The sequence below is a fragment of the Kitasatospora sp. NPDC002543 genome (assembly GCF_053594915.1).
Genome location: NZ_JBSFWR010000027.1, coordinates 78,166 through 90,021 on the forward strand (window position 1 = coordinate 78,166; position 11,856 = coordinate 90,021).

Sequence of the window (11,856 nt, forward strand, 5' to 3'; positions counted from 1 at the left end):
GGGCCACAGTTGCCCCTACCCCCGCTTGCCCTCGTACACCTCCGGCATGCGGTAACACCTTTCCCTGCACCACGTCCTGACGGTCCGTCAGCGTTTCCGCGACCGATCCGTCAGCCACGACGACACGTCGTTTCCGCACGCGGCTCCGCCATGCCCGCACGCCCTCGTCCGGGCCGCGCCGCCGCGCGCCGATGCGCCGTGCCCGCCCGCAGGGAGCGGTGCCGCCTGCCTCCGACCCGCCCCGCCCCGCCGGGGCCCGGGAGGAAACCCCATGACCACGCACGCCACCCGCACCACCCTCGACCCCACGGTGCCGCAGCCGCGCCCGGCCGTCCTGGACGACGCCCACCTCGGCGACATCAAGGGCGCGCTCGGCACCATCCGGCTCGACGACACCACCCCCCGCCACGGCCTGTCGGCCCGGCTGAAGACCCTGCTCGCGATCGTCGGGCCCGGCCTGATCGTGATGGTCGGCGACAACGACGCCGGCGCCTTCTCCACCTACGGGCAGGCCGGGCAGAACTACGGCACCCAACTGCTGTGGACGCTGCTGATGCTCGTCCCGGTGCTCTACGTCAACCAGGAGATGGTGCTGCGCCTCGGCGCCGTCACCGGGGTCGGGCACGCCCGGCTGATCCTGGAGCGCTTCGGGAAGTTCTGGGGCGCGTTCAGCGTGATCGACCTCTTCCTGCTGAACGCGCTGACCCTGGTCACGGAGTTCATCGGGGTCACCCTCGCGGCCGGGTACCTGGGCCTGCCGAAGGCCGCCTCGGTGGTGCTGGCGGCCGGGATCATCATCGCCTCGGCCTTCACCGGCTCGTTCCGGCGCTTCGAGCGGGTGGCCATCACCCTGTGCATCGGCTCGCTGCTGCTGGTGCCGATCTACTTCATGGTCCACCCGAAGACCTCGCAGATGGCGCACGACTTCGTGGTGCCCGCGATGCCCGGCGGCGCCGGCCAACTGGCCGCCGTGATGCTGGTCATCGTCTCCATCGTCGGCACCACCGTGGCGCCCTGGCAGCTGTTCTTCCAGCAGTCGTACGTCATCGACAAGCGGATCACCCCGCGCTTCATGACGTACGAGAAGGCCGACCTGTGGATCGGCATAGCGATCGTGATCGTCGGCGCCGCCGCCATGATGGGCCTCACGGCCGCCGCCTTCGCGGGCACCGACGGCTTCGGCCAGTTCTCCGACGCGGCCGCCGTCGCCCGGGGCATCGAGGACAAGGCCGGGCGCCTGGCCGGTGTGCTGTTCGCCATCGCGCTGCTGGACGCCTCGATCATCGGCGCCTTCGCGGTGTCGCTGTCCACCGCGTACGCGATCGGCGACGTGTTCGGCATGAAGCACTCGCTGCACCGCGGAGTGAAGGGCGCCAAGGGCTTCTACGGGATCTACGCGGGCCTGGTGGTCGCGGCGGCGGCGATCACCCTGCTCTCCACCGACTACACCCAGGGCCTGATGACCCAGTTCGTCCAGGTGCTGGCCGGGGTGCTGCTGCCCTCCGCGACCGTCTTCCTGCTGCTGCTCTGCAACGACAAGGCCGTCCTCGGCCCCTGGGTGAACGGTCCGAGGACCAACGCCTTCACCTCGGCGGTGGTCGGCGTCCTGGTGATGCTCTCGCTGATCCTCACCGCCGCCGTGGTCTGGCCGGACATCAGCTCCGACGCGATCCTGTGGATCATGGCCGGCTGCGGCGTCGCCGGGGTGCTCGTCGCCGGGTACTCCTTCACCTCCGGGCGCCGCGGCACCAAGGAGGACCCCATCGACCGCACCGGCCGGGAGGACTGGCGGATGCCCCCGCTGGAGACCCTCGACAAGCCGGTGCTGTCCACCGCCCGCAAGGTCGGCATGGGCGCCCTGCGCGCCTACCTGCTGATCGCGATGGCCATGGTCGTCGTCAAGATCGTCCAGACCGCGCTCAGCCACTGAGCCACCGACCCGTCACGGAGGTGACCTGCCATGACCATCGTCGCCGCTTTCCTGCCCACCCACCCGTCCACCGACCGGGGCCGACTGCGCTCCACCCTCGCCGCCCTCGGCCGACGCCTGGCGGCGAGTCCCCTGGACAACAGCGTCCTCCGGGCCGCTCCGGCTGCGGCCGCCGGCCCGGCGGGCGGCGGCCGGGGCGGGCTGCGGGCCCACTGGCGGACCGTCACCGCCCCGGACGGGGCCACCCGGCTGGAGGCCGTCTGGCACCCCGGGCGCTGAGCCCCGGTACGGACCGGGGGCCGGGGGGCCGGGGGACCGGGGGACCGGGGGACCGGGGGACCCGCCGTCGATCCCCCGGTCCGCACCGGCCACACCGGCCCCGGCCCGACCACCCGATCCCCCGACCACCCGATCACCCGATCCCCCGTCCGCACCGACCCGCCCACCACACCCGAAGGAGCCCGACCGCCATGGCCCTGCGCTACCCCAGGATCGACGCCCTGTTCTCGGACCGCCCCGTGACCGCCCCGGCCCGGCGGCCGACCCCGGTCCCGGCACCCGCGCCCGGCCTGGTGGTGGACACCGCCCAGCGCACCGTCACCGTCGAGGGCCGCCCGGTCACCATGCCGTACCTGGAGTTCGAACTGCTCGCCCACCTGGTCGGCAACCCCCTGCGGGTGCACTCCCGGCGCCAGCTGATGGAGAACGTCTGGGGCCGGCCGGACACCGGGGACTCCCGCACCGTCGCCACCCACATCGCCCGGATCCGGCGCAAGCTCGGCCCCGGGCACCGGGAGGCGATCACCACCGTCCGCCAGATCGGCTACAAGTACGACCCCCGGCTGGCCCGCACCGCCTGACCCTCCCCCACCCCACCGAGAAACCACGACACCCGTCGAAGGAGGACCCCCGCGATGACCCGAACCGTCCTGTTCCCCCGGACCGGCAGAGGGGCCGCGCTGTGCGGCGTCCTGCTGCTGATCACCGCCGAGGGCCTCGCCGTCGGCCTCGCGCCCCACCCGCTGCGGCTCTTCCTGTCCGGCGCGCTCGTCGGCGCCTCGGTCGCCGGGCTGCTGCTCGCCCTGCTGCTGGCCGGCAGCCGGCGGCGGGCGGGCACGGCCGCGCTGCTGCGCGGGGCCGGGGCGACCGGCGCGGCCGGGGCGGCGGACGACTCCACCCAGTGGTTCAGCGCCCGCTCGCTGGACGGCTTCCCGATGGAACAGGTCCGCCCACTGCTGCTCTCCCCCGGCGCGCCCGGCCTGAGCCGGCTCTACACCGCCTGGATGTTCGCCACCCAGGGCCAGGACCCGCGGTGGATCGCCCGGCACCTGGAACTGCCCGCCCGCACCGCCCGGCTGCTGGTCACCGCGGCCCGCCGGCACACCGGGGCCGCTCCCGCCCGCTGACCGGGGGACGGGCCCCGGGCCGGTACGGCCCGCGGGACGGGTTTGCGTACGGACGTCCCGAGGGAGCAGACTGCCCGGGTTTGCGCCGGAGGTACCGCCATGACCCTGCCGAAGCCCGCCCCGGGCCGGTCCCGGAGCCCGCTGCCGGGCCTCTCCCGGGGCTCGCTGCCGGGCCTGTCCCGGAGCCCGCTGTCCGCCCGGACGGCGAACCGCCTCGGCGGGCGGGTGTGGGTGGACCTGGTCGTCGCGGCCGCCGTCCTGGTGCTGCTCTACGGCGTGCTGCGGCTCGGCCAGGGCGGCCCCGTCCGCTTCTCCACCGCCCGGGACGCGGCCGTCGACACCGACCCGGCCCGGCTGCCGTACGACGCGGCGCGCTCCCTGCTGCGGATGTTCGCCGCGCTCGCCGTCTCGATCGTTTTCACCTTCGGCTACGCGTACGCCGCCGCCCGCAGCCGCCGGCTGGAGCGGGTGCTGATCCCGGCGCTGGACATCCTCCAGTCGGTGCCGGTGCTCGCCTTCCTGAGCGTGGCGGTCTCCGGCTTCCTCGCGCTCTTCCCCGGCTCGGGGCTGGGCCTCGAGTGCGCCGCCGTGTTCGCCATCTTCACCTCCCAGGCCTGGAACATGACCTTCGCCTTCTACCAGGCGCTGGTCTCGCTGCCGCGCGAACTCGACGAGCTGTCGCGCTCGTTCGGGTTCAGCCGGTGGACCCGGTTCTGGAAGGTCGAACTGCCCTCCGGCATGATCGGCCTGGTCTGGAACGGCATGCTCGGCTTCGGCGGCGGCTGGTTCTTCCTGGTCGCCTCCGAGGCGATCACCGTGGACGGCCAGCGGTACGCCCTGCCCGGGGTCGGCTCGTACGCGGGCGCGGCCATCGCCGCCGGGGACCTCGGCCGGGTCGGCTGGGCGATCGCGACCATGGTGGTGCTGGTGGTCGGCGTCAACTTCCTGTTCTGGCGCCCGCTCACCGCCTGGGCCGAGCGGTTCAAGAACGAGCAGTCCGAGGCCACCGAGGTGCAGCGCTCGGTCGTGCTGGACCTGCTGCGCCGCTCCCGCCTGCCCGCCGCGCTCGGCGGGGCGCTGCGCCCCGCCGCCCGGGCACTGAACCGGGCCGGGCGGGTGTTCGGCACCGCCGACCGGCCGCGGGCCGTCCGCCCCGGCCGGCGCCGGGCCGGGGACGTGGCCTTCGCCGTCGTCTCCGGCGGCATCGTGCTCTGGGGCGTCGTCGACCTCGGCCGCTACCTCGCCGACCGCACCGGACTCGGCGTCTTCGGCGAGCCGCTGCTGCTCGGGCTCGCCACCCTCGCCCGGGTGGTCGTGCTGGTCGCGGTGGCCACCGTGGTCTGGGTGCCGATCGGTGTGAAGATCGGCTTCTCGCCCCGGCTGACCAGGATCGCCCAGCCCGTCGTCCAGGTACTGGCCGGCTTCCCCGCCAACTTCCTCTTCCCGCTGGTGGTCTGGCTGCTGCTGCGCACCGGGGTGTCGATCGACCTCGGCGGCATCCTGCTGATGGCCCTCGGCTCCCAGTGGTACATCCTGTTCAACGCCATCGCCGGCGCCATGGCCGTCCCCGCCGACCTGCGCGAGGCGATGGACGACCTCGGCGTGCGCGGCCGGCAGCGCTGGCGGCGGCTGATCGTCCCCGCGATCTTCCCGGCGTACGTCACCGGCGGGATCACCGCCTCCGGCGGCGCCTGGAACGCCTCCATCGTCGCCGAGGTGGTCACCTTCGGCTCCACCACCCTGACCGCGACCGGCCTCGGCGCGTACATCGCCCGGGCCGCCGAACAGGGCGACCACCCGCGGCTGCTCGCCGGGGTCGCGGTGATGAGCCTGTACGTCGTCGTCCTCAACCGTCTGCTCTGGCGCCGGCTGTACCGGCTGGCCGAGCGCCGCTACTCGCTGTAGTCCGGAGTCCGCCGATGCGCTTCCCGTTCCGCCGCCGGGCCTCCGAGCCCGCCCGCGCCACCGCCTCCTCCCCCTCGGCCGGGGCCGCCTCCGGGGCCGACGCCAGGGCCGTCTTCGACTCCGGCTCCGGCTCCGGCTCCGGCTCCGAGGGGGACGAGGAGGTCCTGCTGGAGACCGTCGGCCTGACCAAGGCCTACGCCGGGGCCGCCGGCGAACTGCCGGTGCTCTCCGGCATCGACCTCACCGTGCGGGCCGGCGAGATCGTCGCCGTGCTCGGCCGCTCCGGCTCCGGCAAGTCCACCCTGCTGCGCTGCCTGGCCGGCCTGATCCCGCCCAGCTCCGGCACCGTCCGCTACCGCGGCGCCCCGCTCACCGGCGCCAACCCCGGCACCGCGCTGGTCTTCCAGACCTTCGCGCTGCTGCCCTGGCTGACCGTCCGGCAGAACGTCGAGCTCGGCCTGGAGGCCCGCGGGGTGCCGCCCCGGGAACGCGCCCGCGCCGCCGCCCAGGCCATCGACCTGATCGGCCTGACCGGCTTCGCGTCCGCCTACCCCAAGGAGCTCTCCGGCGGCATGCGCCAGCGGGTCGGCTTCGCCCGGGCGCTGGTCGTCGAGCCGGACGTGCTGATGATGGACGAGCCGTTCTCCGCCCTCGACGTGCTCACCGCCGAGAACCTGCGCGGCGAGCTGATGGAGCTGTGGGACTCCGGCCAGTTCCCCACCCGGGCCGTCGTCCTGGTCACCCACAACATCGAGGAGGCGGTGCTGATGGCCGACCGCGTCGTGGTCCTCGGCACCCGCCCGTACGGGACCATCCGGGAAACCGTCGAGGTCGCGCTGGAACGGCCGCGGGACCGCGACTCGGCCGCCTTCGACGAACTCGTGGACCGGGTGTACCGGATCATGACCGGCCGGCCCAAGGACACCCGGGCCCCCGGCCGCGCCGGCCCCGACCCCGGCCCCGACCGCCGCACCATCGCCGGCACCCCGCTGCCCCCGGCCGGCGTCGACGGCCTCTCCGGCCTCGCCGAGACCATCGCCCACCGGGGCGGGAGCTGCGACCTGGCCGGGCTCGCCGACGAACTCGGCCTGGACATCGACGACCTGCTCCCCCAGGTCGACGCCCTCGACCTGCTCGGCTTCGCCGAGGTCCACGGCGACGACCTGCTGCTCACCGAGGCCGGCGCCGACTACACCGGGGCTGACGCCCAGGACTCCCGCGCCGTCTTCGCCGCCGCGGCCCTGGAGGTGCCGCTGATCAAACTGATCGCCAACAGCCTCGGCGACCGGCCCGGCGCCACCGTCCGCACCGGCTTCCTGCGCGACCTGCTGGGCCGCCACTACACCGTCGGGCAGACCGACCGGCAGCTGGAGACGGCGACCGACTGGGGCCGCTACGCGGGGCTCTTCGCTTACGACGCCGACCGGCAGGAGTACCGGCGGCAGTAGCGGTCGCCGGACATCGGGCGTCGGGCGTCGGGTCCGGACCCCGGACATCGGACCCCGGGCGGCCGAGGACCGGCGGAATCCGGTGAACTCTGGCGCCGCGCGCCCCCGCCCGCGCAGAATGCCGTCGTACCCGGCACACCCGTCGTGCCGGCACGACGACGGACGGAGAACACAGGGATGTCGGACAGGCGCTCCTTCCTCGGAACCGCCGCCGCGGCCGGGGCCGCTCCGTACGCCGCGCGCGCCGTGCCGGTCGCGCGGCCGGAACCGGGGCAGCGACCGGAGCCGCAGGCGCCGTCGCAGGACCGGCGGCGCGGCCATGAGTCCTTCATGGCCGAGGCGGTCGCCGAGGGCCGCAAGCTGGAGCGCTACCCCTTCGGAGCGGTGATCGTCCGCTCCGGGGTCGTGGTGGCCCGCGGGGTCGCCGCCGCCGGGGAGAACCCGACGTACCACGGGGAGATGGTCGCCATCGACGACCACGCGCAGCGGGCCGACGACCCCGACTGGGGCGCCACCACCCTGTACACGACCGCGGAACCCTGCCCCATGTGCATGAGCGCCTGCGCGTGGGCCGGCATCGGGCGGGTCGTGTGGGGGACGTCGATCGAGGGACTGCGCCGCACCGGGCTGGACCAGATCGGCATCGCCGCCACCGCCGTCGCCGACGCCGCCCGGTCCTTCTACTCCCCGCAGCTGCTCCTCGGCGGCGTCCTGGCCGACGTGACCGACGCGATGTTCCGCCACGCCCGGGCCGTCCGCGACGGCGAGGTCCCGGCGGGCACGGACTGATCGGGCCCGGCGGGCTGCGAAGCGTGCGGCGGCGGTTCGGCCCGCCGCCGGTTCAGCCCGTCGCCGGTTCAGCCCGCCGCCGGGCGGCGGCGCACCGCGCGGGCCGCCCGGGCGAAGGGCTGCGGGGCGGGCGCGCCGGCCGGGGCGGCGCCGTCGTCGCCGCCGTCGCGGCGGTCGGGCAGGTCGTGGGCGATCAGCGCGGCCTCGGTGAGCAGCCCGCGCACCTCGGTGGCCCGGTAGAAGATCCGCGTGCCCTCCCGCCGTGCCACCACCAGCCCGGCCGCCCGCAGCTTCGCCAGGTGCTGCGAGGTCGCCGCCACGTGCGCCCCCAGCAGTTCGGCCAGCTCGCTCACCGGCAGCTCCCGCCGGCTCAGCGCCCACAGCAGCCGGTACCGCGACGGGTCCGCCACCGCCTTCAGCACCGCCACCGCCCGCTCCGCCGCGTCGGCGTCCCAGGCCTCTTCCCGCGCACCACCCATACAGGGATCGTACCGAGGCCCGCCCGGGCGGCCCGAGCCGGGAACGACCGGCGGGCGGCCGCCGGGCGGGGCGCCCCGGGGTCAGGGCGCCGGGTACGCCTCCGGCGGCAGGGTCGAGCCGGTCCGGAGCACCTCGGTGACGCTCAACTCGTAGAAGGAGTACCAGGTGTCCCGGCCCTTCCGCTGGGCGTTCCGGTGCTCCAGGTCGACGCGCCAGCGCGCCAGCGACTCCGGGTCGCGCCACCACATCAGGGTCAGACGTTCGCCGTCCTCGGCCTCGTAGGTCCTGACCAGGGCGATGTCCTCGCCGTAGGCCGCGCGCGCCTTCTCGGCGAGGTAATCGTCCGTCGTCCGGTACTCGTCGTCGACCTGCTCCGAGAAACGCGACCTGAACACGACCAGTATCACCGTGGTTCTCCCAACCGTTCCGGCTGATCACATCTGACGACACAGCAGTTCCCTCCATTCCCACGCTTCACCCCACCGCGACGGCCCCCGGGGCTCCCCGGCTCCCGCCGAAGGCTCCGCGACGTTCCACGAGGCCGTTCCAGGCGAGGACGAAACCGCAGGTCACAGGGGGTGGAACCGTTCCAGCGTCCCGGTTCGGCCGGGAAACCTGGCGGACCGGACGGACGGCGGACCAGAGTTCTGCCCGGCGGTCGGCGCCGATGGCCCGCCGCCCCGTCCACTCCTCATCCGCATCCGTTACGGGGGAACCACCATGTCCGCTCGCCGTGCCGTGCCCGCCCGCCGCGCCCTGTTCGTCCCGGCCGCCCTCGCCCTGGGCGCCGCCCTCGCCCTGACGGCCTGCGGGGCCGACGGCGGCGACACGGCGCGGCCCGCGCAGTCCGCCGGATCCGCCGCGGCGGCCGCGCCCGGGGCCACCGCACCCGCCGGCCAGCCGACCGTCGGCGCTCCCGCCCCGGCCGGCGGCGCCCCCTCCGCCCCTTCCGCCGCAGCCGCCGGCACCGGCTCCGCCCGCCCCAGGTCGTCCTCGGCGCCGACCGCCCCCGCGGCCCCCGGAACCGGCGGCGGGGCCGCGGCCGGCGGCGACGAGGCCTACGCCTACAGCCACCCCTGCGAGGCCGAGCAACTGACGGTCAAGGTGACCGCCCGGACCGAAGCGCCCACCCAGCGGGTGATCGAGGTGCGCAACCAGGGCACCACCTCCTGCGGGCTGAGCTACCACCCGCTCGTCAGCCTCGGCAGCGCGAAGGCCGCCGACCGCGCCAAGGACCTGACGCCGCTCCTCCCCGGCGGTCTGGGCGGCCCCCCGGCCTACGCCCTGGCCGCCGGCCGGACCGCGTACGCGGTGCTGGACCTCAACCCCGGCGGCGGCGGGTCCGAGGTGGACCAGCTGAACGTCCTGCCCGACGGCGACCACATGCCCGCCGCCGACACCCGCAACTTCCCGCTCGGCGCCGGCGCGAAGGCGGGCCGGCCGAAGCTCGGCCTGTACGGCCGCGACGTCGCGGAGGCCGCCGCCTCCGCGGCCACCGCCGGCCGGGGCTGACCTGCCCCGACGCCCTCCCGCCGCGCCCGGTACCGTGATCCGCGGATCGACGGCACCCCGGGCCGGACCGGGGTGGGGGGAAGGGCAGCGGATGAGTGTGGAGACCGAGGCGTTCGCGGCGATGCTGCGCGAACTCAAGGAGCGTTCGGGCCGCAGCTACGGCGCCCTGGCCACCCGGCTGCACGTCAGCACCTCCACCCTGCACCGCTACTGCAACGGCGCCGCCGTGCCCGCCGAGTACGCGCCGGTGGAGCGGCTGGCCCGGGCCTGCGGGGCGGGCGCCGAGGAACTGGTCGAGCTGCACCGCCGCTGGATCCTGGCCGACGCGGCCCGACGCCGGGAGTCCTCCTCGCCGGGTGCCCGGGCCGCCTCGGCGCCGTCGCCCGCGCCGGAGCCCGCAGCGGGGTCCGTGCCGAAGCCCCTGTCGGAATCCGCGCCTGGGCCCACTGCTGAGCCCGTGTCCGAGACCGACGTCGTGCTGGAGGAGGTGAAGACCGTGTCCCCCGTACCCCACGCACCCCCGTCCGCCGAACCGGGCCGCCGCGCCCGCAGGCGGATGCTGCTGAGCGCGACCGCCGTGGCCGTGCTGGCCGCCGCGGTCTCGGCCCTCGTCCTGCGCAACCCGGGCGGCACGCCGGGCCCCTCGGAGGCCGTCCCCTCGTCCGCGGCCACCGCGCCCGCCGGCACCGTGCCCACCGGCACCGCGCCCGCCGGCACCGGCGTGACGGCTCCCCCGGCGACCGCGCCGTCCACCGCCGCGCCGTCCGCGCCCGCCCCGCCCGAGACCGTCCCGTTCGAGACCACCCCGCCCGAGACCACCCCGGCGCCGACCGCCTCGGCGACCCCCGAGCGGATTCCCGCCCCCTTCCACGTCAACGTCCTCACCGACAACTGGGGCAGCCCCTGCGGCCAGTGGTTCCTCTCCCCCCGCACCCCCGCCAAGGTGAGTCCGCCCCCGGACAGCACCGCCCGGATCCAGAGCTGGGCGGCCGCCCAGCAGGCCGTCCCGGCCGGCCACCTGCGGCTCCAGCTGGCCGCCCAGGGCACCAGCGCCACGCCCGTCGTCCTGCTCGGGGTCAACGTGCACGTGGTCAGCGCCCGGCCCGCCCCCAAGGGGAACGCCTACACCCCGGGGTCCGGCTGCGGCGGCGAGCTCACCCCGGCCTCCTTCGCGGTGGACCTCGACGCGACGCCGCCGCGGGCCGTCCCCGCCCCGGGCCGGGAGGGCACCCGGAAGACCGCGCCGACCGACTTCCCGTACCGGGTCTCGAACAGCGACCCCCAGGTGATCGAGGTGGACGCCACCACCCGCTCCCAGGACGTCAGCTGGTACCTCGACCTGGTGTGGAGCAGCGGCGGCGAGCAGAGCACCCTGACCGTGGACGACAACGGCAAACCGTTCCGCACCGCGGGTCTGCGCGGCGCGCCGGGCTACTTCCACAACGGCACCGCCTGGGCCCCGTCCCCGACCGAGGACTGAACTCCGGGCGTCCGGCATCTGGCCTACGTCAACGGTGTCGGCATAGCCTCGGGCGCATGACCGACCGCGTAGTCCCCGAACCGCAGCGACGCCGGCGCCGCCCCACCAAGCAGGGCGTGGTGCTGTCCGCCGAGCTGATCGTCGACACCGCGATCCGGCTGATCGGCCGGCACGGCGCCGAGGCGCTCACGGTGCGGCGGCTCGGCGCGGCCCTCGGCGCCGACCCGAGCGCGGTCTACCGCTACTTCCACAGCACCGACGACCTGCTGCTCGCCGTCGCCGACGAACTGATCGGCCGCGCCCAGCGCGACTGGCGGCCCACCGGGGACTGGCGCGCCGACCTGCGCGCCATCGGCCTGCGCATCCACGCCAGCTACCAGGCCCACCCGCAGGCCGCGATCCTCGCCGCGCACCGCACCACCGGCCGCACCCACGAGATCGCCGCCGTCGAGACGATCCTCGGCGTGCTGCGCGGGGCGGGCTTCCCCGACCAGGAGGCCGTCCGGATCTACCACGCCTTCGTCGACCAGAGCCTCGGCTTCGCCGCCCTGGACGCCGCCACCCTCGCCCTGCCCTCCGCCGCCCAGAACGCCGACCTCCGGGTCTGGCAGGCCTCCTACGCCCGGCTCGACGCCGCCGACCACCCCCACATCGCGGCCACCGCCCACCTGCTCACCGCCGACATGCGCCGCAGCGGCTACCCGTACGCCCTGGACCTGCTGCTGGACGCCGCCGAGGCCCGGCTGCGGGCCGCCCTCGGCTGAGGCGGGCGGGCCTCGACCGGTTCGGGCCCCGCGGCAGGCGGCGCGCGCCTCGACACCGGTCTCCGGGGTGACCTCGGCGCCCAGGCGGGCGGAGATGCCCGGGTAGACGCTGACCTCCTCCCACGGCTCGGCCAGGTCGATC

Annotated in this window: 12 protein-coding genes; 10 read left to right on the top strand and 2 right to left on the bottom strand. The window is 75.5% G+C overall.

Translation table 11 applies throughout. The features are described from left to right. Positions 1–271 precede the first annotated feature (271 nt). The 7 genes from ACWD4P_RS14640 (at position 272) to ACWD4P_RS14670 (ending at position 7,478) form a co-directional block, all read left to right on the top strand. Positions 272–1,930: an NRAMP family divalent metal transporter gene (locus tag ACWD4P_RS14640; RefSeq protein ID WP_359827985.1), complete on the top strand. Its 1,659-nt coding sequence runs from the start codon at positions 272–274 to the stop codon at positions 1,928–1,930. A gap of 30 nt (positions 1,931–1,960) precedes the next feature. Then, positions 1,961–2,209 (top strand): hypothetical protein, encoded by a 249-nt coding sequence (locus tag ACWD4P_RS14645; RefSeq protein ID WP_449779843.1) that lies wholly within the window; start codon positions 1,961–1,963, stop codon positions 2,207–2,209. A 191-nt stretch (positions 2,210–2,400) separates the two neighbouring features. Continuing rightward, positions 2,401–2,790, top strand: a complete 390-nt coding sequence (locus ACWD4P_RS14650) for a winged helix-turn-helix domain-containing protein (protein WP_449779844.1) — start codon at positions 2,401–2,403, stop codon at positions 2,788–2,790. A gap of 54 nt (positions 2,791–2,844) precedes the next feature. Further along, a complete protein-coding gene (locus ACWD4P_RS14655) occupies positions 2,845–3,336 on the top strand; it encodes a hypothetical protein (RefSeq protein WP_449779845.1) in 492 nt (163 codons plus the stop codon). A 99-nt stretch (positions 3,337–3,435) separates the two neighbouring features. Next, positions 3,436–5,241 (top strand): ABC transporter permease, encoded by a 1,806-nt coding sequence (locus tag ACWD4P_RS14660; protein WP_449779846.1) that lies wholly within the window; start codon positions 3,436–3,438, stop codon positions 5,239–5,241. Positions 5,242–5,255: 14 nt separating this feature from the next. Continuing rightward, complete coding sequence (locus ACWD4P_RS14665) at positions 5,256–6,689, top strand: ABC transporter ATP-binding protein (RefSeq protein ID WP_449779847.1); 1,434 nt, start codon at positions 5,256–5,258, stop codon at positions 6,687–6,689. Between the two features lie 177 nt (positions 6,690–6,866). Continuing rightward, positions 6,867–7,478, top strand: coding sequence for a nucleoside deaminase (locus tag ACWD4P_RS14670; RefSeq protein WP_449779848.1), 612 nt, complete (start codon positions 6,867–6,869; stop codon positions 7,476–7,478). 68 nt (positions 7,479–7,546) lie between these two features. On the opposite strand, the gene ACWD4P_RS14675 is transcribed toward ACWD4P_RS14670, so the two are convergent. Together ACWD4P_RS14675 and ACWD4P_RS14680 are read right to left on the bottom strand one after the other, a co-directional pair. Next, positions 7,547–7,957, bottom strand: coding sequence for an ArsR/SmtB family transcription factor (locus ACWD4P_RS14675; protein ID WP_449779849.1), 411 nt, complete (start codon positions 7,955–7,957; stop codon positions 7,547–7,549). Between the two features lie 81 nt (positions 7,958–8,038). Further along, on the bottom strand, positions 8,039–8,353 hold the full coding sequence (locus ACWD4P_RS14680; RefSeq protein ID WP_359831266.1) for an antibiotic biosynthesis monooxygenase family protein: 315 nt from the start codon (positions 8,351–8,353) through the stop codon (positions 8,039–8,041). Between the two features lie 325 nt (positions 8,354–8,678). Here ACWD4P_RS14680 and ACWD4P_RS14685 point away from each other — a divergent pair, with 325 nt between their 5' ends. From ACWD4P_RS14685 to ACWD4P_RS14695, 3 genes are all read left to right on the top strand, one after another. Continuing rightward, positions 8,679–9,470 carry a DUF4232 domain-containing protein gene (locus tag ACWD4P_RS14685; protein ID WP_449779850.1) on the top strand — a complete coding sequence of 264 codons (792 nt, stop codon included), beginning with the start codon at positions 8,679–8,681 and terminating at the stop codon, positions 9,468–9,470. 91 nt (positions 9,471–9,561) lie between these two features. Beyond that, positions 9,562–10,950, top strand: a complete 1,389-nt coding sequence (locus ACWD4P_RS14690) for a helix-turn-helix domain-containing protein (protein WP_449779851.1) — start codon at positions 9,562–9,564, stop codon at positions 10,948–10,950. A gap of 56 nt (positions 10,951–11,006) precedes the next feature. Beyond that, positions 11,007–11,714, top strand: coding sequence for a TetR/AcrR family transcriptional regulator (locus ACWD4P_RS14695; protein WP_449779852.1), 708 nt, complete (start codon positions 11,007–11,009; stop codon positions 11,712–11,714). Positions 11,715–11,856 lie beyond the last annotated feature (142 nt).